The following is a 22,525-nucleotide window of genomic DNA, read 5'->3' as shown; positions in this document are numbered from 1 at the left end:
CGAAGACGGTGCGGAGAACGGTCGGGTTTCGAAACGTCGAGCCGCCGCGGCGACGCGTGGAACCGCTACTGGGGCCGGGGGAGTGCGGTGAACAGCGTCTCCGTGACGCTGAACGGCTGGTACACCGACTGGTGGCACTGACAGTACACCGCGTTCTCGGCGTTGAACGTCGCCGAGCCGGCGAGCTGTTTCCACCCCGGGACACAACAGAAGTGGGTGCACTTGTTGAGCCACGCGATGAACCCCTGCGGACAGGCGGCCTGAATCCAGCTCTGGATGTCCCCGGTGGCCTCGAACGTCTGGCCGAGGACGGTGGTGCTCCCCGTCTGTGCGAGCTCCTCGATGTGCGGGCTGCGGATGACCTGGATGGGCATCGTGGACTCGGTGTCCTGTGAGCGCCACGTCCCGGTCGCCGGTTTCCCGAGGCCGCCGGCGCCGATGCCGGTGTCGTAGCTCCCGTAGTCGTCGAACATGCTCACGTTCAGCGGGTCGCCCTCGCTGACCGCGTCGGACTGCCAGTCGTAGGCGGTGCCGGAGTCCGCTCGAAAGAGGTTGTCGCCCTCGTAGTCCGGGGAGAGCCCCTGGTAGGACTGGACCCCGCAGTACTGGAACCACTCGGCGGAGTACTGCTTGCCGGTCCCTTTGAAGTCCTCGACGCGGGCGATCTGCGACGTGAGTCCGCCCTCCGTAATCTCCTCCCACTCGGGGAAGACGCCGCGGAGGTCCCCGTTGGACTCGATTTCGATGGGGATCATCGGCATCCCGCGCGGGGCCGGCCCGGCGGTGTTCTCGATGGCCATCGCCCGCGTGGTCCCACCACCCTGTCCGGTGGACATGGTGATGCTGTTCATGGCGGCGGTCCCGGTGGCACCGACCCCCGCGAGCGCCGACCCCCCGACGACGCCCTTGACGAACCGCCGACGGCCGGACTCGGCGGGATACTTGTCGTCGTTGTCGCTCATGTCCGGAACCTGGGAGCGCCCGGTAAAAAGGGTGACGAAACCCCCGGCCACCTTCGACCGGCGTTCGGGGCGAGCACGGCCGATTTCGGTAGCCTCGGCCGCTCACGTGGACCGGAGGACCGGCGTCACGGCGTCGCGGCCCCGGCGACGGCGCCATCCGCTCCGACGGCGGGTCGGGCGCGGTGGTCGCCGAGGCGGCCGGTCGGCGGCGAGCGCGGCGGTCCGGATCCGTCACCAGTCCTCCGGAGCGCTATAGTTCGCTCTTAGCGACCTTCTTCACCCCGTGTCCCCCTCCCTGCACTGGCGGGTCTACAGAGACCGCTTCGCCGTCGGTCACCGACCGTCGTCCCGCCGGTCCGCCAGCCACGGACCACAGCCTGTCATCCGAACTGCGTCGGGCGACCGCCCCATCGGTCGCCACACCCGCCGCCACGGGCTCCGCCGGCGCCACGTCGGTGTCGTGTCGGCGCCGGACGGACTCAGCCACCCGTCGGGCCACCCGACGCGCCCACCGTCCCCCGTCTATCGCCCGTCGTCTATCATTATTGACTCACACCCGAGGCAATACTTCGAAGGATACCTCGTTTTTAGCCCGTGCCATCCGTACGCACGACTATGCAACTCCACAACCGGACGGTCCGACAGGACGTCCGTGAACTGGGTGCGTTGCTGGGGGACGTACTCGAAGAACAGACCTCGACGGCCGACTTCGAGACGGTCGAGGAGCTCCGGACGGCCGCCATCGCCTACCGCGAGGGCTCCGCGCCGTCGCGCGACCCGCTCCACGAGGTGCTCGACGGGCTCGACCCCGACGACGAGACCGTCGTCGCCCGCGCGTTCACCTCCTACTTCGAACTCATCAACCTCGCCGAGGAGCGCGAGCGGGTGCGGGCGGTGCGGCGGGCCTCACAGGAGGGGACGCTCGCCGACAGCCTCGACAAGACCGTCGCCGACCTCGCCGGCGAGGGGGTCGGGGACGACGAGGACGCCGACTCGCTCCCGCCGGAGCGCGAAGACGGCCACGTCGACGCCGAGGTCGTCCAGCAGTTACTCGACGACACGCTCGTCGAGCCGACGTTCACCGCCCACCCGACGGAGGCACGCCGGAAGACGGTGAAGGCGAAGCTCCGCTCCATCGCCGAGCACGTCGAGACCCTCGACGAGCGTCGGCTCACCGACCGGGAGTCCGGGCACGTCTGGGACGCCGTCGACGCCGAGGTGACGAGCCTCTGGCAGACCCCCCAAGTGCGGAACCGCCGACCGGAGCCACAGGACGAAGCCCGGAACGTCCAGTGGTACCTCGAGAACACCCTGTTCGACGTGGTCGGCGAGGTGTACAAGGAGTTAGAGGAGATAGTCGCCGAGGAGTATCCGGAGGTCGACGTGCCCAAGCTGTTCGAGTTCCGCTCGTGGGCCGGCAGCGACCGCGACGGCAACCCGTACGTCACCCCGGAAGTGACCGACGACACGCTCGCCCGCCAGCGCTCGGTCGTCCTGGAGAAGTACCGCACCGCCCTGAAGCGTCTCTCGGGCGTGCTGAGTCAGGACGGCGAGCGCCTCGACGTGGGCGACGCCTTCGAGGACTCGCTGGCCGCCGACCGCGACCGGCTCCCGGCCGTCGCCGAGTCGGCCGCGGAACGCTACCCGGACGAGCCGTACCGTCAGAAGCTCAAACTGATGCGCGAGCGCGTCGAGCGCGTCGAGGACGTGCGCCCCGGCGGCTACGCCGACCACGGCGAACTCATCGACGACCTGGAGGCGCTGGCGTCGAGCCTCCGGGGGAACGGCGCCGGCAACGTCGTCGACACCTACCTCAGCCCGCTGATTCGGCAGGTCGACACGTTCGGCTTCGCGCTCGCGAGCCTCGACCTCCGCGACCACCAGGAGAACCACACCCTCGCCATCGCCGAGGCGCTGGAGGGCGAGGACGTGGACTACCGCGCGATGGACGAGGCGGAGCGCGTCGACTTTCTCACGGAGGCGATTCTGCAGGACGAGCCCGTGTTCGACATCGAGGAGCCGGGCGACGTGTCGGACACTGCCGGCCGCGTCTGTGAGCTGTTCGCCAACCTCGGCGAGTGGCAGCGCGAGTACGGCGTCGCCGCCATCGACACCTACTGCATCTCGATGACGGACGAGCCGAGCCACGTGCTCGAAGTGCTGTTCCTCGCCGACCAGGCCGGTGTCGTCTCCCTGCCGGAGCACTGCGGCATCGACGTGGTGCCCCTGCTCGAGACCGAGCGCGCGCTGAAGGGCGCCCGTCGCATCATGGGCGACCTGTTCGAGAACGAGGCGTACGCCGCCGCGCTGGAGGCCAGGAACGGCGTCCAGGAGATAATGCTCGGCTACTCCGACTCGAACAAGGAGAACGGCCCGCTCGCGGCCGGCTGGGACCTCCACAAGAACCAGCGCCGCCTGGCGGACATCTGTGACGACCACGACGTGACGATGCGGCTGTTCCACGGCCGCGGCGGCTCCATCTCCCGCGGCGGCGGGCCGATGAACGAGGCGATGCTCGCGCTGCCCAGCGAGACGGTGACGGGCCAGATCAAGTTCACCGAGCAGGGGGAGGCCATCGCCGAGAAGTACGCGAACCCACGCATCGCGGAGCGTAACCTCGAACAGATGCTGGACGCCCAGATTCGAGCGCGCTACCGCTCGATTCGGGAGCACGGCGAGTCCGTTCCCGAGGAGTGGACCGACGCGATGGAGACGATGGCGGAGGCCGCCCGCTCGGAGTACCGGGACCTACTGAACACGGAGGGGTTCGTCCCCTACTTCGAGCAGGCGACGCCCATCACCGTCATCGAGGACCTCAACCTCGGCTCCCGGCCGGCCTCGCGCTCCGGCGAGCGCACGGTCGAGGACCTCCGGGCCATCCCGTGGGTGTTCTCGTGGACGCAGTCCCGCTGTATCCTCCCGGGGTGGTACTCCCTGGCGTCCGGGATGGAGGCCTACCTCGACGGCGGCGGCGACGAGGAGACCCTGAAGGAGATGTACGAGGGGTGGCCCTTCTTCCGCACCACGCTCGACAACGCCGCGCTGTCGCTGGCGCGGACCGAGATGGAGATCGCCGAGGAGTACGCCGCGCTCGCCCCCGAGGAGTTGCGCGAGCGGTTCTTCCCGCGCATCCGCGACGAGTACGAGACCGCCGTCGAGCGCGTCCTCTCGGTCAGCGGCCGCCGCCGGCTCCTCAAGCGCGAGTGGCTCGGTGAGAGCCTCCGCCGGCGCAACCCGTACGTCGACCCGCTGAACCTGCTCCAGACCCATCTGCTCGGACAGACTCACCGGACCCCCGAAGAGGAGCGGACGCTCCGGCTCACGGTGAAGGGTATCGCCGCGGGGATGAAGAACACCGGCTAAGTCCGTGCGTCGAGGGGCGTCGGGACCCCGAGGCACAAGCTTCATGTCCCGCACTCGCGACACCAACTACATGATTAATGTAATGAAAAAGCCACGTTCGCCGGGGAGCCAGGTCGTGCGGTCCCGAAGGGAGGTGAGCGGCTGGGCGACCGAACCATGATCATCGTCGAGTTCCGAACCGACCCGACCATCTTCGAGCAGTCGTTCGCCCGGAACCCGGAGACGACCGTCGAGTGGGAGCGCTCGAACGCCGTCGACGGCGACCGTCTCCGGGCGCTCGTGTGGGCGACCGGTGGCGACCTCGACGCCTTCGGTGCCGACCTCGCATCGGACCCCACGGTGCTGCGTGTCGAACCCCTCACCGACGTCGGCAACCGCCGGCTGTTCCAGGTCGAACTCGGAAGCGATGGCGTCGACGCCAGCGTCTACCGACACCTCGTCGAGGTCGGCGGCATCGTCCAGAAACTCGTCGGCACCGACCGGGGGTGGGAGTTCCGCGTGAAATTCCCGACCCGCGGTGCGGTCGACCGTTTCTTCGACGCCTGCAGGGCCAAGGGCACAGACCCGACGGTCCGACGCCTGTACGAGGAACGCACGACCGAGCACGGGCGCCAGGAGTACGGCCTGACCGAGCCACAGCGCGATGCGCTCCTCGAAGCGGTGCGGGCTGGCTACCTCGAGGTCCCCCGGAAGGCCGACCTCCAGGAGCTGGGAGCGAGCCTGGGCGTCTCCGATACGGCCGCTTCACAGCGACTGCGACGGGGGATGAAGACCCTGGTCGAACACACCCTCCAGTCGGGCACGGACGACGACGGGGAAGCAGCGTCGGAGACCGGCGAGTGACGCCAACTGACGGCGGGTGGCGGTGGGCCGAGTAGGGGTGAGCCGAGGCGACGGTGAGGCCGGCCGTGGTGCCCGACGCGCCCCCCTGCCGGCGTGGACCTGAATATCGCTCCCTACGTCTATATAGCGGTCGGGAACCCTCTTAGCAACGGTTTATCCGGCTCGAGCACGTCACCTATCGACAGCACAGCATGACTCCTCGTTTCAGCGACGACATCGAAGCCTACCACCGACGCGTCGACATCGACGAGTGGAACGACGTGTACGTCGTCGGCGACGTACACGGCTGTCTGCGGGAGCTCGAGGCGCTACTCGACGACCTCGACCCCGGAGCGGACGACTTGGTCGTCTTCGTCGGCGACCTCGTCCGGAAGGGCCCGGACAACCACGGCGTCGTCGACCTCGTGCGCTCCGCGGACAACATGCTCAGCGTCCGCGGCAACAACGAGGAGAAGATTCTCCGCGGGAACAAGGACCCGGACGACCTCACGGAGGCCGACAAGGAGTGGCTCGCTTCGCTCCCGGTCGCCATCTCTTGGGAAGGAACGCTCGTCACCCACGCCGGCGTCGACCCGCGAAAGCCGCTCGACGAGCACACCGTCGACGACCTCCAGAACGTCCGGTCGATGGTGCCCGACGCCAGCTACCAGCCGCCGTTCTGGTTCGACCGCTACGACGGGCCCGACCGCGTCTTCTTCGGCCACACCGTCCTCGAGGAGCCGGTCGTCCGCGAGTACGCCGTCGGCCTCGACACCGGCTGCGTCTACGGCGGGGAGCTCACCGCCTACGACTGGCGCCGGGACGAACTCGTGACCGTCGACACCGACCGCACGGTCGAACACCGCGACCCCGAGAAGTTCATCGCGCCGGCGCCGCTGGCGTAGGTTCATGAGCGACGGGCACCTTCCCGACGACATGAGCGGCGAGTCGACGGACGGAGCCGACGACCGGACGGAGCCGGACGGGGGTGACGCCTCCGAGACGGAGTCGGAGTCGTCCCCTGCCGAGACGGAGTCGAGAACGGAACCGGTCGACGCCGACGCCGTCGATTCGAACGGCGGCGACGGAGCCACCGAGCCCGAACCCGCCGCCACCGACACCGACGACGCCCCCGTCGACACCGACATCGTCGACAACGAGCACGTCGACACCGACACTGTCGACGACGAGCCCGTCGACCTCGACGACCCACGATACTACCTCAACCGCGAGCTGAGCGAACTCGCCTTCCAGCGGCGGGTGCTCCACGAGGCGCTCGACGAGCGAAACCCCCTGCTCGAGCGCACGAAGTTTCTCGCCATCTTCACTCAGAACATGGACGAGTTCTTCATGAAGCGGGTGGGGGGGCTGAAACAGCAGATGGACGCCGGGGTCACCGAGCTGACGCCCGACGGCCGGACGCCCGAGGAGCAGTGGGCCGAGATTCTGGAGGAGAGCCGCGGACTGTTCCGCGACCAGGCGGACTGCTTCGAGAACGCCGTGCGGCCGGCGCTCGCCGAGGCGGGGGTTCGCATCGTCGACCACGACGCGGTGGACGACGACCAGCGGGCGGCGCTCAGAGAGTACTTCGAGTCCTCGGTGCTGCCGACGCTGACCCCCCTCACCTTCGACCCCGCGCACCCGTTCCCGTTCATCTCGAACCTCTCGCTCTCGCTCGCGGTGTTGACGCGAGGCGACGAGGACGGCGACGGCGAGCCCGACGAGACGAAGTTCTCGCGGGTGAAGATTCCGAAGAACCGCCCGCGGTTCGTCGACGCCGACGACCCGGGTGCGCGCGTCGAGGGGCGGGAGTCGGCGACGCTCGTCCCGCTGGAGCAGGTCGTCGAGGCGAACCTCGACCTCCTCTTTCCGAACGTCGAGGTCGTGGACACCTCGCTGTTCCGGGTGACGCGCAACGCCGAGGTCCGGCGCAACGAGGAGGTCGCGGAGGGGCTCATCGAGATGATAGAGGACGTGCTCCGCCAGCGCCGGTTCGCCACCGTCGTCCGCCTAGAGGTGGACGACGACATGCCGCCCGAGGTGCGGGAACTGCTCGTCGACCAGCTCGGCGTCGACGAGGCCGAGGTGTACGACCGGTCGGGCCTGCTCGACTACAAGGACCTGTTCGACCTCGTCGGGCTCGACCGCGCGGACCTGAAACTCGACCCGTGGACGCCGCAGGTCCACCCGCGCTTTGCGAACCTCGACCCCGACCGCCCCGACGAGCTGTTCGACGAGATTCGCCGCGGCGACGTGCTCGTCCACCACCCGTACCACTCGTTCACCAACACGGTCCAGACGTTCCTCGACGCCGCCGTCAACGACCCGGACGTGCTCGCCATCAAGGCGGCCATCTACCGGACCGCGAGCGACTCGCAGGTCATCGAGAGCCTCATCGAGGCCGCCCGGAACGGGAAGCAGGTCGCGGTGATGGTCGAGCTGAAGGCGCGCTTCGACGAGGAGAACAACCTCCGCTGGGTCAAGCGCCTGGAGGAGGAGGGCATCCACGTCGCCTACGGCACCATCGGACTGAAGACTCACAGCAAGACCGCCCTCGTCGTCCGCGACGAGGGTGACGAGGTCCAGCTGTACTCGCACGTCGCCACCGGCAACTACCACTCCGAGACGGCGAAGACGTACGTCGACCTCGGGCTCCTGACCGCGGACCGCGACATCGGTCAGGACCTGGTGAAGCTGTTCAACTACTTCACGGGCCACTCGCTCCACGAGCAGTACCGCAAGCTGCTCGTCGGGCCCGAGAACATGCGCGACCGGTTCAGCCGGCTCGTCGACCGCGAGGCCGAACACGCACGCGCCGGCCGGGACGCCCGCATCGTCGCGAAGCTGAACTCCCTCGAGGACCCGGAGATGGTGAAGAAGCTGTACGAGGCCTCGATGGCCGGGGTCGAGGTCGACCTCGTCGTGCGGGGCATCTGTCGACTCAGGCCCGGCATCGAGGGCGTGAGCGACACCGTCTCCGTGTCGAGCGTCGTCGGCCGGTTCCTCGAACACTCGCGCATCTACTACTTCGAGAACGGCGGGGGGTCGAAGACCCCCCAAGCAACCGACGAAGCCGGCGAAGCCGGCGAAGTCGGCGACGAGGCCGACCCCGAGTACTACCTCGGGTCGGCCGACTGGATGACGCGGAACCTCGACCGGCGCGTGGAGGCCGTCACCCCCGTCGAGGACCCCGACATCCGCGCGGAGCTGGAGTTCGTCCTCGACACGATGCTCTCCGACAACCGCAAGCGCTGGGTGATGGACGAGGACGGAAACTACGAACAGTGCCGCCCCGAGGAGGGCGACCCCGTCGTCAACACCCACCGCCGGCTGATGCACCGCGCGAAGGAGTCGGTGCCGGAGGAAGAGCCGCTCACGGAGCACACCCGCCGCGAGCCGGCTCGCGAACCCAGCGTCGACCTGGAAGGGACGTTCACCGACGGCCAGCCCTGAGCGGCGCCGAGGCCGCGTTCTCACGCCTGCGAGAGCGCCGGACCGGCGAGCCGTAGGCGCGGCGTGCCCACTGTCGAGGGACGCTACCCGGAAACGCGGAGCCGAAAACCGAATCTGGAGAACGACGACCCGGTCCTCAGCCGAGGTACGCGGGGTCGTACTTCTCGCCGTCTATCCACACCTCGACCCGGCCGTCGACCGAGAAGTCGGTGACGGTGCCCGAGAACTGGTAGTTGTCGGAGTACCAGCGCACCGAACCGGAGCCCGACGAGCCGCTCACCGAGTCGTCCGACTCCGTGTTGTCGGTCGCTCGGAGGTCGCCGGAGACGGTGAAGTCGTAGTCCGCGTCGTCACCCGTCCCGAGAATCGACATCTCGCGGTCGTAGGTGCCCGCGTCGCCGCCGGAGCCCGAGTCGTCGGCGCCGAACTCGGCGGGGTCGCGCTTCTCGCCGTCGACCCACAGGTCGACCGGCCCGTCGACTTCGAAGGACGTGATGTCGCCGGCGAAGCGGTAGTTGTCGGAGCGCCACTGCACCGACCCGCTGGCGGTGGTGTCGCTCACGCCGTCGCCGGACTCCGTGTTGTCGGTCGGGCCGACGCCGTCGGCGACGGTGAAGCGGTAGGTCGCGTCCTCGCCGGTGCCGACGACGGAGAGTTCGCGGTCGTAGCTCCCGTCGTCGGTCGACCCGCCCGAACCACCGGAGCCGCCCGACCCGGCGTCGCCGACCGTCACCGCCTCGCCGTCGACGAGCACGCTGACGGTGGCCACGTCGCCCTCGGTGACGGTGAAGTCGGTGAGGTCGCCGGTGAAGGTGTACCCGTCGCTGTAGCCGTTGCCGACGACGCCGGCGCCGCCGCCGTCGAGCACCGTGTCGCTGTCCTCCAGCGTGCCGGTCGGCTTCACGCCGCCGGAGACGGAGAACTTGTAGTCCACCACGCCGTCCTCGCCGACGACGGTGAGCGTGTGCCACTCCTGGCCGAGGTCGACGGGGTCGTACCGCTCGCCGTTTATCCACACCGCTACCGGTCCGTCGGCGGTGAACTCGGTGAACTCGCCGGAGAACTGGTAGTTGTCCGAGCGCCACTGCACCGACCCGGAGGCGGAGGAGCCGCTCACCGAGTCGCCGGACTCGACGTTGTCGGTCGCCCGGAGGTCGCCGCTGACGGTGAAGTCGTAGGACACGTCGTCGCCGGTGCCGACGATAGCCATCTCGCGGTCGTACGTGCCCGCGTCGCCCGACCCGGAGCCCGAGGAGCCGGACGACCCGACCTCGGGGAAGTCACTCGGGGCGTACTTCGCGCCCTCGACCCAGATGTCGACGTCCTCGTCGCCCGAGCGCACCGTGAACGCCTCCAGGTCGCCGGAGAAGTGGTAGTTGTCCGACCGCCACTGCACCGTCCCGGTCGCGTCGACCCCGTCGACGAGGTCGCCGCTCTCGGTGTTGTCGCCGCGTACGAGGTCCGCCGTGACGACGAACTCGTACTCGGTGGGGTCGCCCGTCCCGACGACGGCGAGGGTCTTGTCGCCGCCCGACCCCGACGACCCCGAACCGTCGTCCGCGTCCGAGCCGTCACCGGAGCCGGACCCCGACGAGCCGTCGTCGCCGCCGCCGTAGTCGTAGGACTCGCGGTACACGTCGATGCCGCGCGCGGCGCGCATCCCGTCGTCCAGCTGGTTGCCCGTGACGTACACCGAGCCGTCACCGTCGAAGGCGAGCGAGCGCGTCTCGGCGCCGCGGACGACGCAGTTCTCGACGAGCGTCTGCTGCTGGCTCTGGAGGTCGTAGCCGATCCAGACGCCGTAGTCGCCGCCGACTTCGAGCGTGGCGTCGTGGACGCGGACGCGCCGGACGGCGTCCCCGCGGAGGAGACAGATTCCGGAGCCGCCGTGGTTCCAGATGTCGGCGCCGAAGTCCAGCCCGTCGATGACGCCGCTGTCACGGTAGGTCGCGTGGACCGCGATGTCCGTGTTGTCGGGCGAGGAGCGAAGCGCCCCGTCGACGGCCACGTCGGCGACCGTCACGCCGTTCATGTCGAAGGCGTAGAATCGGTTGTCCGAGGTGATGTCGAGGTCGAAGTCGAGGTTCGAGATGTCCTCCTCGGGGTGGATGACGACCGCGGCGTTGCGGAAGGTGTTCCCCTCGTCGCGGACCGTCCCCTGCACGGAGACGTTGCTAGCGTCGTCTTTGACCTTCACCGCGGGACCGCTCCCGCCCTCGGCCTTGCCGACGATGGTCACGTCGCGGGCCTCGAAGTTCGCCCCCTCGATTGCGAGCCCGGTCGCCCCCGTCGTCACCCGCGTGCCGACGACCGTGGTGTCGCCGTCGGCGTGGGAGATGCCGGTGCTGACCGTCTCGATGTCGCCGCCCTCGATGCGGACCGTCCCGGCCCGGAACTCGTCGGTGTTCGGGTGCTGACCGACGCCGACGAGCGAGCAGTCCCGGACCGTCGGGTTCTTCACGAGTACGTCGGTCGTCCCCTGTCCCACGTCGACGCCGCGCCGGCAGTCGACGGTCGTCGTCGAGAGCGCCGTCACGCCGGTGCAGTGCTCGGCCTTGAGCGGCTCGCCCTTCCCCGGCCCCTTGCTCTGGGCGTGGCGCGCCGTGACGTTGTCCCACGTCACGTTCTTGCAGTCGAAGAAGTAGAAGCCCGCCGAGAAGTAGTTCTCGACGGTAGAGTCGGCGAAGACGCCGTCGCGAACCCACTGCATCTCGAACATGTCGCGGGTGTACTCCCGCCGGGACATGTAGTCGATATCGGGGTCGTTGTTGTCGCCGACCATCGTGAGCCCCTCGATGCGGGGGCCCGCGAGCAGGTCGACGCGCTCGACCTGCCCGTTCCAGGAGTCGTAGGCGAAGCGCGTCCCCTCGGCGACCTCGATGGCGCCGGAGCCGACGCCGGTCACCTCGGCGAGCTCGACGGCGAACTCGTTGGTGCCGCCGTCGCTCCCCGCGTCGTGGTAGTCGCCGGCGCGAATCTGGACGTAGTCGCCCGGCGCGACGTTCAGGGCACTCGCGTCCACGGGGACGCTGGTGCTCCCCCGCGGGACGTCGCCCGTCGTCTCGGCCCAGTCACCGGTGAGACCGTCGCCGACGAACCGGATGCCGATGTGCTCCGTCGTCCGGACGAGGCGGGCGCCGTCGGTGCCGGTGATGGTCAGCGACTTGCCGATGTGGTGGCTGCGAGAGATCTCGTACTCGCCGTCGCGGAATCGGACGGTGTCGCCCGGGTCCGCCCAGCCGACGACCTCGTCGAGCGCGCGGTCGGCGTCCCACCCGTTCGCCGCCATCACGTCCCGGACGTCCCAGGTCCGGCCGGCCGCCGCGGCCGACTCGCTCCCCGCGCCGGCGAGCGCCGCCGTCCCGGCCGCGAAGCCGGACAGCTGGAGGAACCGCCGTCGGCCGTAGTTGGTCTGTTCGTCCCCCGATTCCCCGTCGCGTGTGTCGTTGGTGCCTGACATACCCGTAGATTCCGCGTGTGCTCGACAGCGCCGCCGCTGTCGGGCGAGTTGCCCTGTGGTGTTCTCGTTCGGAGCTCGCCGGGGCTGTCGTGACGGAAACGAGAGATGAACCCCCCTGAATGTCACCCGCGGCGAACCGTCACTCCTGCCTGTGCGAGTCTCGGATAAAACATCTCCGACCGTTCACCTCAAAAGATTGACTGTTTCGCACTCTTGCACTACGTTTCAAGCTTCTGGCCGGTGGTGACCCGAATCGGCTCGAATCCGCGAAAACGGCGCTTAGGACGTTCGTATACGGGCGAATATCCATCTGAGCCGAGTGTACCGTGTGAACACACCTCATTTAGCCGAGGTCGACCGACGGCGGGGACCGGTCACTCGCGCGCGACGCCCGTCTGCATCCCGTCGCTGTTGAACGCGCTCCCGGCGCCGCCGTCGGCGTCGAGGACGATGAGGCCGGCCTCGCCGCCGGTCAACTCGGCGAACTCGGCGACGGCGCGGTCGGCGGCCCGCTGTGCGTCACACCCCGACTCGAGGTGCCGGACCGCGCGACGGGTGAGGGTAACGCGCGCGATATCCTCGCCGAACCCCGTGGCGCTCGCGGCGCCGGCCGGGGCGGCGTAGAACCCTGAACCGACCTGGGGGACGTCGCCGACACGCCCCGCGAGCGCGAACCAGCGCCCGCCGGTCGAAGTCGCCGCCGCGAACTCCTCGCCCGAACGCGCGACGGCGCCGACCGTGTCGTGACCGCCCCACACCTCGCGGAGCCACTGCAGATGCCGCTTCGGCCCTCCCTCCGGCGGCTCGGCGTCGGCCCACCGCGCCTCGCTCTCGTCGGTCAGGAGGTCGACGCCGGTGTCGACGCCGAAGTCCGCCGCGAGGTCGACGGCGTGGTCGCCGGCGACGAACACGTGGGGGGTCTCCTCGAGGACGACGCGGGCCGCGGAGACGGCGTCGCGGACGCCCGCCATCGACGCCGCCGCGCCGACCGAGCGGTCGCTCGTCATGACGCCCGCGTCGGTGCGGACGACCCCGTCCGCCTGCACCGCCCCGCCGTAGCCGGCGTTGAACCGGTCGTCGGCTTCGAGGACGTTCAGCGCCGCCTCGACGGCGTCGAGGGGGGTCGCCGTCGAGGTGCCCTCCCGGGCCGCCTCGTCGAGGACGGCCTGTCTGGGTTCCGGTTCGTCGGGGTCGCTACCGGCGCCGCCGTGGACGATGACCTGCATGCTCTCTCGGACTCCGGTCTGTGGGATAAGCGTCGGGATTCAGGGTCGTGCACCCACCCCCCACGACTCGCGTTCACACCCCCGGCTCCGTGCGAATCTTGCCACTGCCGTCCGCAAACGGCAGTCCTTTAACGGCGCCGGGAAAACCCGCTATCGTTCATGAGCCACGAGTACGAGAAGGTCGAGGTCCCCGCGGACGGCGAGCAGATCACCGCCAACGACGACGGCACGCTGAACGTCCCCGAGAACCCGGTCATCCCGATTATTCACGGCGACGGGATCGGACAGGACGTGGGTCCGGCCGCTCAGAAGGTGCTCGACGCGGCCGCCGAGGCCACGGGTCGCTCGGTCGAGTGGATGCGCGTCTACGCCGGCCAGTCCGCCCGCGACAAGTACGACGAGAACCTCCCCGACGACACCGTCGAGGCCATCAAGGAGTTCCACGTCGCCATCAAGGGCCCGCTCACGACGCCCGTCGGCGCCGGCTTCCGTTCGCTGAACGTCGCGCTCCGCCAGAAGCTCGACCTGTACGCGAACGTCCGACCGACCTACCACCTCGACGGCGTCCCGTCGCCGGTCAAGAACCCCGGCGCGATGGACATGGTGTTCTTCCGCGAGAACACCGAGGACGTGTACGCCGGCATTGAGTGGGAGGCCGGCACCGACGAGGTCCAGCAGGTCAAGGAGTTCGTCGAGGGGGAGATGGGCTTCGACGAGACGATGCACGACGGTCCCATCGGTATCGGTCTCAAGCCCATCTCGGAGTTCGGGACGAAGCGTCTCGTCCGCGAGTCCATCGACTACGCCCTGGAGAACGACCGGGACTCGGTCACGCTGGTCCACAAGGGCAACATCATGAAGTTCACCGAGGGCGCCTTCCGGGACTGGGGCTACGAAGTCGCGGAGGAGGAGTACGGCGAGGACGTCATCACCGAGGACACGCTGTGGGAGGAACACGACGGCGAACAGCCCGAGGGCACGCTCGTCGTGAAAGACCGCATCGCCGACAACATGCTCCAGCAGCTCCTCACGCGTACGGGTGACTACGACGTCATCGCGACGATGAACCTGAACGGGGACTACATGTCCGACGCCGCGGGCGCCCAGATCGGCGGCCTCGGCATCGCGCCCGGCGCGAACTTCGGCGAGACCCGCTGTCTTGCGGAACCCGTCCACGGCTCGGCCCCGAAGCACGCCGGCAAGGACAAGGCCAACCCGACCGCCCTCATCCTCTCGGGCCGCCTCATGTTCGAGTACATGGGCTGGGACGACGCCGGGAAGCTCATCCGCGACGCCGTCGAGGAGTCCATCTCCTCCGGCAAGGTCACCTACGACCTGGAGCGTCAGATCGAAGGCGGCGAGAAGCTGAAGGCCAGCGAGTTCGCCGAGAACGTCGTCGAGAACATCCACGAACTCTCGTAGAGCGCTTCCGGGACCTTCGCGGCTCTCAGCGCTTTCGCGGTTCGCAGTTCGCACTTTTCTCGGACTCCTCTCCCGAGCCGCGGCGCCGCCGTCCACAACGCCCCAGTGGACACAGCGGACCGCCGAAAACGGACCTACCGCCCGTCGTACACTACGTCGCCGCCGACTACGGTCGTCGCCACGTCGATGTCCCGAATCGACTCCTCGTGTGCCCAGGGCGACCGCTCCAGCGCGACGAGGTCGGCGCACTTCCCCACTTCTATCGTCCCGGTCCGGTCCTCGTCGAAGCCGGCGTACGACCCGCCGAGCGTGTACGCCCGCAGGGCTTCGGTGACGGTCAGTCGCTGGCCCTCCGCGGGCGCGTTGACGGCGTGGTGTACCCCCAGAAGCGGGTCGAGCGGCATACAGTCGCTCCCGAAGGCGAGGTGGACGCCGGCGTCCAGCAGGTCGCGGTACCGGTTGGTCTCGGTCCGGCGGTCGCCGAGCCGGTCTTCGTACAGCCCGCCCTCGCCGGCCCACTTGAGGAAGTTGGGCTGGACGGAGGCGACGACGCCGGTCTCGGCGAACCGCGCTATCGCCTCGTCGCTGGCGAGTTCGACGTGCTCGACGCGGTGGCGCGAGTCGCCCGGGTCGGCGCAGTCCGCGTAGGCGTCAAGCGTGGCGTCGACCGCCTCGTCGCCGATGGCGTGGGCGGTGAACTGGAGGCCGGCGTCGTCCGCGCGGGCGACGAGTTCGTCCAGTTCGTCGGGGTCGACGACCCACTGCCCGTAGCCGTCACCGGGCGGGTCGTCGACCGCGTCGGCGTCCGCGTACGGCTCGGAGAGCTTCGCCGTCCGGCCGCCGAAGGAGCCGTCGGTGAACGACTTGATGGCGCCCGTCCGAACCCGGTCGCTCCCCGCGTTGGTGCGGAGTCCGGTCTCGAGGACGGCGTCGAGGTGGTCCGTCCAGTAGTTGATGCGCACGCGTAGGGGGAGTTCGCCCGCCGTGTCGAGGTCGCGGTAGACGCGGGGCGCGTGGGAGTTCCGCACCATGTCGTGGACGGCGGTGACACCGAGTTCGTTCGCGCGGGCGGCGGCGGCGCGAACGAGTTCGCTCGTCCGCTCGGGGTCCGGTTCGATAGCCGCCCAGACCGCGTCGACGGCCTCCTCGACGACGACGCCGGTCGGCCGGCCCCCTTCGCGCTGCACGTCCGCTTCGGGCATCTCGTCGAGCAGGCGCTCGAGCGCGACCGAGTTCAACGAGGCGGTGTGCATATCCTCACGCACCGCGACGACCGGGCGGTCGTCGGCGACCCCGTCCAACTCGTCGCGAGTGAGGTACTCGCGTTCGCGCCACGTGCTCTCGTCGTAGCCGAAGCCGAGCACCCAGTCGTCGTCCCCGCTCCCGTCGTCGTCCCCCCGGCGGAGCTCGGCGGCGCGCTCCCGGAGTGCGTCGAGTGCCGCCCCCCGGTCGGCGACGGAGAGGTCGGCGTTCACCAGCGAGCGGCCCGTCATCGGCAGGTGGGTGTGGGCGTCGACGAACCCGGGGAGGAGCACGCGGCCGTCCAGGTCCACGACCTCGGTCTCGACGCCGACGAGGAAGTCGACCTCGTAGGCGTCGCCGACGCGGACGATGCGCCCGTCGCGGACGGCGACGGCCTCCGAAACCGAATCAGGGTCGGTCAGGCTGTGGACCTCGGCGTTCGTCAGCACGAGGTCCGCGGGAGCGGTCATACCGGGAGGGGAGCGGGAGCGGACAAAACCGTTCGGGATGCCGCCCCGTGAACCGACAACCCTTAGCGACCGCCGCGACGACTGCGGGCCATGAGCGACGACGCCGCTACCGACTCCGAGACGCCGGAGGACGCCGAGGCGCTCGCCGAGCGCGTCCGCGACGGCGAACTCCGACTCCACGAACTCGAAGACCACGCCGACGCCGACACCGCGGCGACGGCCCGGCGCCTGCTGGTCGAGACGCAGTCCGGGGCCGACCTCGGGACGGTCGGTGACTACGCGTTCCCGGCGGCTGAGGCCGATAGCGCCATCGAGAACATGGTCGGCACCGTGCAGGTACCCCTGGGCGTCGCCGGCCCCGTCCGAATCCACGGCGCCGCCCTCGACGGCGAGCGCTACCTGCCGCTCGCGACGACCGAAGGGGCGTTGCTGGCGAGCGTCAACCGCGGCTGTTCGGTGCTGAACGACGCCGGCGGGTCGGCGGCGCGCGTGACGAAGTCCGGGATGACGCGCGCCCCCGTCTTCCGCGTCGCCGACGTGGCCGAGGCCGAGGCGCTCGTCTCGTGGGTGCGCGACAACGAGGGCGCCCTCGCCGAGGCGGCCGAGGAGACGACGAATCACGGCGAGCTGCTCGACGTGACCCCCTACGTCGTCGGCAACTCCGTCTACCTCCGCTTCCGGTACGACACCAAGGACGCGATGGGGATGAACATGGCCACCATCGCGACCCGCGCCGCCGCCGACGTGGTCGAGGCCGAGACCGAGGCGTCGCTGGTCGCGCTCTCGGGGAACCTCTGTTCGGACAAGAAGCCCGCCGCGGTCAACGCCGTCGAGGGGCGCGGTCGCTCCGTAACGGCGGACGTGACGATTCCCCAGGAAACCGTCGAGGAGCGCCTCCACACGACGCCGGAGGCGATTGCGGAGGTGAACACCCGCAAGAACCTCGTCGGCTCCGCGAAGGCGGCGAGCCTCGGCTTCAACGCCCACGTCGCCAACGTCGTCGCCGCGATGTTCCTCGCGACCGGCCAGGACGCCGCGCAGGTCGTCGAGGGCGCGAACGCGATTACGACGATGGAGGTCGTCGACGGGGGTCTCTACGCCTCCGTCTCGCTCGCGAGCCTCGAAGTCGGCACCGTCGGCGGCGGGACGAAGCTCCCCACGCAGAACGAGGGGCTCTCCGTGCTCGGCGTCGCCGGCGGCGGCGACCCCGCCGGCTCGAACGCGGACGCGCTGGCGGAGGCCGTCGCGGTCGGGTCGCTGGCGGGGGAGCTCTCCCTCCTCTCGGCCCTCGCCTCGCGGCACCTCTCGAGCGCCCACGAGGACCTCGGGCGCTGATACTGTCGGTTGCACGTTCTGGAACTTCTCGGTATTCGGGGCGCCGAGGCGTTCCAAATGGGTACGGCCGACAGTGCGAGGCTCGACAGCGTAGCTGACAGGCAGTGAATCTCTCCCGTGAGCGGCACACCGCGCGCCCGCTTCGACCGACTCACGCCCGCTCGTCAGGTCATGTCGGGGGTGGTCCCCGCACCGTTGGTAAACGTTCGCACCCGCGAGGCCAACGTTTTTGCGCTCGACGGTTCGTCAGTGAGCCATGGACTGGTCCCTGTTCGGCCGCTACTTCCTCTGGTACGGTGTCGGTGCCGGTGCGGTCGTGGCGGTCGTACTCCTGGGAACGGCGTCGGTCGCCGGATTCCCACTCGGTCTCGCCGCGACGGTTCTGTTCCTCGGGTCGTCGGCCGTCGCCGCCGCGCTGTTCGGCACCTCGGACACCGGCATCGAGACCGCCTCCTCGGGCGCGCTCGTCGGGTTCGGCTCGTCGAACCCGATGGACTTCCAGCCCGAGTCGCTGCCGGGGTTCGACCGGGCCGCCGTCGCCTGTCTCTTCCTCGGCACGGCGCTGTACGGCGGCGTCGTGGTCGCCGTGCTGCTGGCTGGATGAGGGGAGCGTCCGACGCTCGCTCACCTCCCGTTTTCGCGTCCCTCCGTTCTCGTCCTCGGGTCACAGTCCCGGTAGCCGACCTTCTCAGGCGTCCTCGTCGCGGACGTCGAGCACCTCGGCCGCCCCCTCGGCGGTCAGCCGGTCGACGGTCGCCTGGAGGCGGTCCATCGACGCCGCGATGTCGCCGACGAGCGCCGACTGCTCCCCGTTCGCGGCGTCGACCGTGTCGACCTCCTCTCGGACCTGACTCGAACGCTCGGAGGCGGCCTCGACGATGCTCGCCACTTCCTCCGTGCGCACCGCCTGGTCCTCGGTCGCGGCCGCGATGTCGTCCATCCCGCTCGACGTGACGTCTACGGCCTCGACGATTTCCGACTGGTTGTCGACCATCTCGTCGACGGCCTCGGTGCTGTGGCGAATCTCCTCGGTGACCGACTCGATGCCGTCGACCGCCGTCTCGGCGTTCTCGCGGGTCTCCCGGATGATGGTCTCGATTCGTTCGGACTCCGACTGGACCTCCTCGGCGAGGTTCTTCACCTCGTTCGCCACCACGGCGAACCCCTCGCCGGCCTCGCCCGCGCGGGCGGCCTCGATGTTCGCGTTGAGCGCGAGCAGGTTCGTCTGGTCCGCGACGTCGTTGATGACTTCGACGATTGCGTCGACCTCTGCGACCTGCGCCGCGAGCGCGCGGGTCTGTTCGGCGACCTCGTCGCTACTCTCGACGACGCTCTCCAAGCGCTCGGTGGCTGTCTCGCCGGCGTCGGTGCTCGCGGTCGCGAGCCGGCCGGCCTCCCGAGCACAGTCGCTGATCTCCGTGGCCGAGGCGGCCACTTCCTCGACGGTCGCCGCGAGCGACTCCACTTCCGCCGACACCTCCTCCATGTTCTCGGCCTGCATCTCGGCCAGCGCCTCCGCCTCCTCGACCGCCGTCTCGACGCACTCGGTCGTCTCCGACGCTCGCGCCGCCTTCGTGCCGACCTCCTCGGAGACCTGCGCCTGCACCTTCGCCATCGCCTGCTGGCGCTCGACGTGGTCCGTGGCGTCGACGCCGACCTCGAAGCCGCCCACGACTTCGCCCTCCGGGTTCCGTAGCGGGACGGCGCTCGACCGGACCCACCCTTCCCCGTCGGCCGTCGAGATGCGCCGGAACTCCTCCTCGCGTCGCGCCTCGCCCAGCCGGGTCACCGTCTGTGCCTGCGTCTCCACACCCTCCGGGATGGGGAGCACGTCGTGGATGTACTCGCCGACGACCGCCGCGCTGGGGAACCCCAACTGGGCCTCGGCGATGGGGTTGTAGTACGCCACCTCGTCGTCTGCGTCTATCACCCAGGCGAACTCCGGATACGACTCGACCACCTGCTCGAACAGTCCGCGCCAGTAGTTCCGCTCGTAGCGGAGGCGTTCCGTCTCCTCGGTCGCCCCCGGTGTCGGACGAAGTCCACCCGGTGACCCCGATGACTCCGGACGCGACGCTGACGACGGCGACGACTGCGTCCCCCCGGTCGCTCCCTCGGCGACGGCCCCGCCGTCGGTTCGTTCAGCCGGAGCGTCCGTCGCGGCGTCACCGCCGGTCGACCGCTCGTCGACTCCGTCATCGGACCTTCCTACCCCACGGATACGCCGAAGTCGCTCTCTCATACGGTTCTCGTCGTGTCGAATATCATAACGGTTGCGCGCCAACTATCACGTCCGATACTGCTGACACGACCGCCGGCCGGACGACGTGACCAGCGGCCGGGCGTCGTGATCAGTTCCGCCGGCAGCCACACCCCGGATTCCGGCGGCTCACCGCGTCCGAGGCGCCGGTTTCGAGCGCACTTCGGCGTTCACTTTCACCACGCGGCCATGGCGCGCCTTTAATTCGAACGTTCCACAAACGTACAATGTGCCCGTTCGGCGAGCACCGGCGGGCACTCCACCATGTCCCAGGATACTCGCCACCCGCGTCGCTGTCTGAGCGACGACCACGACTGCCCCGACGACGCGGACGACCCGGCCGCGACGACCGCCTACCGCTGGCTCCGCGTCGCGAAGCTCCTGCTGGGCGCCCTCGTCTCGCTGCTGACGGCGCTGCAGCTGTTGGGGATGCTCCCGTAGCCCCCACGTCGACGCTCAGAGCAGTCGGTACCGACCCCGACTCTCGCTTACCTCCCCCCGTCGCGTCAGCTTCGTCAGCAGGTCCCGCGCGGCCTCCTCGGGGACGCCGTATTCGGTCGCGTAGGCGACGACCGCCGCCTCGGTCGGCCGGTCGCCCTCGCGAATCGCGTCCTCGACCACCTCACGGCGACTCCGCGAGGCTCCCGAGCCGGCTCCGACGCTCGTCGACTCGCCGGCGGCGGCGACCTCGTCGGCGTCCAGCCCGGACGCTTCGAGGTACTCGCGGTCGTCGACCCCGCTGTCCTCGACCTGTCGGCCCATCTCGGCGACGGAGTCGAGGTCGGCGAACGTCTCGCTCTCGTCGCGTTTCTTCGCGAGGATGGCCGCCCGAGCCTGTCGAGCGGCGTCGCGCTGGTCGGTCTCGATGAACTTCTTCAGCTTCTTCACTTGGTGGCGTTTCCGACAGCGGGGACACTGCGCCGTCTCCCCGGGGTCCGAGAGAATCCAGTAGGTGCCGCAGTTGTTGCAGCCGACGACCGCGTACATGTCCCGCCCTTTGGTCGGTTCTCGGTTTGAATCCACCGCCGGTGAGCCGCGACTCGCTGGCGTCGGCCGCAGTACGGCGATAAGGCTCATTGTGGTCTCCGAGAGATACCGGGTGTGGAGGTCTGCAGCACATGAGTCTCACGACGGACGCGCGAAGAATCGTTGCCACGGTGCGTGACAGAGACGTGACGTTTATGGCGGCGAGTTTTGCCCACTACGCGCTCGCCTCGCTCATCCCACTGTTGCTCGTCGCGCTCGCGCTCCTCTCGTACTTCGGGGCCGCCGACGCGCTCATCGAGGTGCTCAGGCAGAACCTCTCCGACAGCGGCGCGCAGGTCGTCAACCGCATCCTGCAGGTCGAGAGCGGACGAGGGGTCGCCGGCGGAATCGGGCTTCTGCTCTCGCTGTGGAGCGGACTGAAGGTGTTCCGCGGGCTCTCCATCGCCTTCGCGGAGGTGTACGACACCGCCTCGGAGCCCGGGTTGGTCGAGCAACTGAAGAAGGGGTTACTCGTGCTCGGACTGTTCCTCCTCGCGTTCGCCCTGCTCGTCACGACCGGCGTGGTACTCGCGACGGTGAACCTCACGATTCCCGCCCCGCGGCTGTTCGGCAACCTCGTCGCCGTCGTCGCCCTCGTGCTCGCCTTTCTTCCGCTGTACTACGTCCTCCCACCGGTCCCGGTGACGGTCCGCCACGCGCTCCCCGGGACGCTGTTCGCGGCGGTCGGCTGGGTCGTACTCCAGGTGGGATTCAGCTACTACACGCAGACGGCCGGGAAGTACGCGGCCTACGGCATCGTCGGCGCCCTGCTCCTGTTCGTCCTCTTTCTCTACTTCGGCGGCATCGTCCTCCTCGTCGGCGCGGTAATCAACGTCGTCATCGACCGTAGTACCCCGACGGCGTCGCTCCGGACGCCCCGGTGAGGACGTTTCGGACGCTCGAAGACGGCACTTCGAACGCTTCGGTGACGACGCGTCGCCCCACCGTGTGCGGATATCGACCCGGAGGTCCGTTCGACACGTCCCCGCCGAGGGACGACATCTTCGGCTCGCCGCGGCTCGACCCCGACCGGGCGGAGTAGCGCCCGACCTCGGGACGTTCCAAACGGTTTATACCGCCGTCCCGATAACGCGCTCCCATGGCGAAAGAGCAGAAGCAGGTCCGCGAACTGCAGGAGGGAAGCTACCTGATGATGGAGGACTCCCCCTGTAAAATCAACGCCTACAGTACGGCCAAGCCGGGCAAGCACGGCAGTGCGAAGGCCCGTATCGAGGGGAAGGGCGTGTTCGACGGCAAGAAGCGTAGCCTGAGCCAGCCCGTCGACGCCAAAGTCTGGGTGCCCATCATCGAGCGAAAGGGGGGCCAAGTCGTCTCCGTCAGCGGCAACGACGCGCAGGTCATGGACCTCGACACCTACCAGACGTTCACGATGCGCGTCCCCGAGGACGAGGACTTCTCGCCGGACGACGAGATCGAGTACCTTGAGTACGAGGGCCAGCGGAAGGTCGTCTGAACGGCGCGAC

General features: G+C 69.2%; 16 protein-coding genes. 10 read left to right on the top strand and 6 right to left on the bottom strand.

Features of this window, described 5'->3' with window-relative positions; genetic code table 11:
* Positions 1-65: 65 nt before the first annotated feature.
* Positions 66-962, bottom strand: coding sequence for a ubiquinol-cytochrome c reductase iron-sulfur subunit (locus N5095_RS08280; RefSeq protein ID WP_267622297.1), 897 nt, complete (start codon positions 960-962; stop codon positions 66-68).
* Positions 963-1,577: 615 nt separating this feature from the next.
* Between N5095_RS08280 and ppc the strand changes: the two genes are divergently transcribed.
* The 4 genes from ppc to ppk1 all read left to right on the top strand — a co-directional run bounded on the left by ppc (position 1,578) and on the right by ppk1 (position 8,600).
* Positions 1,578-4,325 (top strand): phosphoenolpyruvate carboxylase, encoded by a 2,748-nt coding sequence (gene ppc, locus N5095_RS08275; protein WP_267622296.1) that lies wholly within the window; start codon positions 1,578-1,580, stop codon positions 4,323-4,325.
* 156 nt (positions 4,326-4,481) lie between these two features.
* The gene (locus N5095_RS08270) at positions 4,482-5,168 is read left to right on the top strand and encodes a helix-turn-helix domain-containing protein (RefSeq protein WP_267622295.1); all 687 of its coding nucleotides are present in this window, start codon (positions 4,482-4,484) and stop codon (positions 5,166-5,168) included.
* 191 nt (positions 5,169-5,359) lie between these two features.
* Positions 5,360-6,052, top strand: coding sequence for a metallophosphoesterase family protein (locus N5095_RS08265; protein ID WP_267622294.1), 693 nt, complete (start codon positions 5,360-5,362; stop codon positions 6,050-6,052).
* A 4-nt stretch (positions 6,053-6,056) separates the two neighbouring features.
* Positions 6,057-8,600 (top strand): polyphosphate kinase 1, encoded by a 2,544-nt coding sequence (ppk1, locus tag N5095_RS08260; protein ID WP_267622293.1) that lies wholly within the window; start codon positions 6,057-6,059, stop codon positions 8,598-8,600.
* A 136-nt stretch (positions 8,601-8,736) separates the two neighbouring features.
* On the opposite strand, the gene N5095_RS08255 is transcribed toward ppk1, so the two are convergent.
* Both N5095_RS08255 and N5095_RS08250 read right to left on the bottom strand, forming a co-directional pair.
* Entirely contained in the window at positions 8,737-12,060 is a 3,324-nt protein-coding gene (locus N5095_RS08255) for a hypothetical protein (protein ID WP_267622292.1), read from the bottom strand.
* A gap of 374 nt (positions 12,061-12,434) precedes the next feature.
* Entirely contained in the window at positions 12,435-13,286 is an 852-nt protein-coding gene (locus tag N5095_RS08250) for an isoaspartyl peptidase/L-asparaginase (protein ID WP_267622291.1), read from the bottom strand.
* Positions 13,287-13,445: 159 nt separating this feature from the next.
* Here N5095_RS08250 and icd point away from each other — a divergent pair, with 159 nt between their 5' ends.
* On the top strand, positions 13,446-14,708 hold the full coding sequence (gene icd / locus N5095_RS08245; protein ID WP_267622290.1) for an isocitrate dehydrogenase (NADP(+)): 1,263 nt from the start codon (positions 13,446-13,448) through the stop codon (positions 14,706-14,708).
* A gap of 134 nt (positions 14,709-14,842) precedes the next feature.
* Here icd and N5095_RS08240 read toward each other — a convergent pair whose 3' ends face one another.
* Positions 14,843-16,420 (bottom strand): amidohydrolase, encoded by a 1,578-nt coding sequence (locus tag N5095_RS08240; protein ID WP_267622289.1) that lies wholly within the window; start codon positions 16,418-16,420, stop codon positions 14,843-14,845.
* A 90-nt stretch (positions 16,421-16,510) separates the two neighbouring features.
* Between N5095_RS08240 and hmgA the strand changes: the two genes are divergently transcribed.
* Together hmgA and N5095_RS08230 are read left to right on the top strand one after the other, a co-directional pair.
* Positions 16,511-17,755: a hydroxymethylglutaryl-CoA reductase (NADPH) gene (gene hmgA, locus N5095_RS08235; RefSeq protein WP_267622288.1), complete on the top strand. Its 1,245-nt coding sequence runs from the start codon at positions 16,511-16,513 to the stop codon at positions 17,753-17,755.
* A gap of 256 nt (positions 17,756-18,011) precedes the next feature.
* A complete protein-coding gene (locus tag N5095_RS08230; protein ID WP_267622287.1) occupies positions 18,012-18,359 on the top strand; it encodes a hypothetical protein in 348 nt (115 codons plus the stop codon).
* Between the two features lie 84 nt (positions 18,360-18,443).
* Here N5095_RS08230 and N5095_RS08225 read toward each other — a convergent pair whose 3' ends face one another.
* Positions 18,444-19,997: a methyl-accepting chemotaxis protein gene (locus tag N5095_RS08225; protein WP_267622286.1), complete on the bottom strand. Its 1,554-nt coding sequence runs from the start codon at positions 19,995-19,997 to the stop codon at positions 18,444-18,446.
* 282 nt (positions 19,998-20,279) lie between these two features.
* Here N5095_RS08225 and N5095_RS08220 point away from each other — a divergent pair, with 282 nt between their 5' ends.
* A complete protein-coding gene (locus N5095_RS08220) occupies positions 20,280-20,456 on the top strand; it encodes a hypothetical protein (RefSeq protein ID WP_267622285.1) in 177 nt (58 codons plus the stop codon).
* A gap of 15 nt (positions 20,457-20,471) precedes the next feature.
* On the opposite strand, the gene N5095_RS08215 is transcribed toward N5095_RS08220, so the two are convergent.
* Positions 20,472-21,002 (bottom strand): DUF5817 domain-containing protein, encoded by a 531-nt coding sequence (locus tag N5095_RS08215; RefSeq protein ID WP_267622284.1) that lies wholly within the window; start codon positions 21,000-21,002, stop codon positions 20,472-20,474.
* Between the two features lie 131 nt (positions 21,003-21,133).
* On the opposite strand from N5095_RS08215, the gene N5095_RS08210 reads away from it, so the two are divergent.
* Together N5095_RS08210 and N5095_RS08205 are read left to right on the top strand one after the other, a co-directional pair.
* Positions 21,134-21,925 carry a YihY/virulence factor BrkB family protein gene (locus N5095_RS08210; RefSeq protein WP_267622283.1) on the top strand — a complete coding sequence of 264 codons (792 nt, stop codon included), beginning with the start codon at positions 21,134-21,136 and terminating at the stop codon, positions 21,923-21,925.
* Between the two features lie 215 nt (positions 21,926-22,140).
* On the top strand, positions 22,141-22,515 hold the full coding sequence (locus N5095_RS08205) for a translation initiation factor IF-5A (RefSeq protein ID WP_267622282.1): 375 nt from the start codon (positions 22,141-22,143) through the stop codon (positions 22,513-22,515).
* Positions 22,516-22,525 lie beyond the last annotated feature (10 nt).

This window comes from Halobium salinum (assembly GCF_026586625.1).
GTDB lineage: Archaea > Halobacteriota > Halobacteria > Halobacteriales > Haloferacaceae > Halobium > Halobium salinum.
Note: the sequence above shows the minus strand (reverse complement) of the source record. Positions and strands in the feature narration are given on the sequence as shown.

Coding starts and splice junctions, on each gene's coding strand:
- ppc (WP_267622296.1), top strand. CDS start 1,578: ATGCAACTCCACAACCGGACGGTCCGACAGGACGTCCGTGAACTGGGT.
- N5095_RS08230 (WP_267622287.1), top strand. CDS start 18,012: ATGGACTGGTCCCTGTTCGGCCGCTACTTCCTCTGGTACGGTGTCGGT.
- N5095_RS08205 (WP_267622282.1), top strand. CDS start 22,141: ATGGCGAAAGAGCAGAAGCAGGTCCGCGAACTGCAGGAGGGAAGCTAC.
- N5095_RS08215 (WP_267622284.1), bottom strand. CDS start 21,002: ATGTACGCGGTCGTCGGCTGCAACAACTGCGGCACCTACTGGATTCTC.
- N5095_RS08265 (WP_267622294.1), top strand. CDS start 5,360: ATGACTCCTCGTTTCAGCGACGACATCGAAGCCTACCACCGACGCGTC.
- N5095_RS08220 (WP_267622285.1), top strand. CDS start 20,280: ATGTCCCAGGATACTCGCCACCCGCGTCGCTGTCTGAGCGACGACCAC.
- N5095_RS08255 (WP_267622292.1), bottom strand. CDS start 12,060: ATGTCAGGCACCAACGACACACGCGACGGGGAATCGGGGGACGAACAG.
- N5095_RS08250 (WP_267622291.1), bottom strand. CDS start 13,286: ATGCAGGTCATCGTCCACGGCGGCGCCGGTAGCGACCCCGACGAACCG.
- ppk1 (WP_267622293.1), top strand. CDS start 6,057: ATGAGCGACGGGCACCTTCCCGACGACATGAGCGGCGAGTCGACGGAC.
- N5095_RS08280 (WP_267622297.1), bottom strand. CDS start 962: ATGAGCGACAACGACGACAAGTATCCCGCCGAGTCCGGCCGTCGGCGG.
- N5095_RS08240 (WP_267622289.1), bottom strand. CDS start 16,420: ATGACCGCTCCCGCGGACCTCGTGCTGACGAACGCCGAGGTCCACAGC.
- N5095_RS08210 (WP_267622283.1), top strand. CDS start 21,134: ATGAGTCTCACGACGGACGCGCGAAGAATCGTTGCCACGGTGCGTGAC.
- N5095_RS08225 (WP_267622286.1), bottom strand. CDS start 19,997: ATGAGAGAGCGACTTCGGCGTATCCGTGGGGTAGGAAGGTCCGATGAC.
- N5095_RS08270 (WP_267622295.1), top strand. CDS start 4,482: ATGATCATCGTCGAGTTCCGAACCGACCCGACCATCTTCGAGCAGTCG.
- hmgA (WP_267622288.1), top strand. CDS start 16,511: ATGAGCGACGACGCCGCTACCGACTCCGAGACGCCGGAGGACGCCGAG.
- icd (WP_267622290.1), top strand. CDS start 13,446: ATGAGCCACGAGTACGAGAAGGTCGAGGTCCCCGCGGACGGCGAGCAG.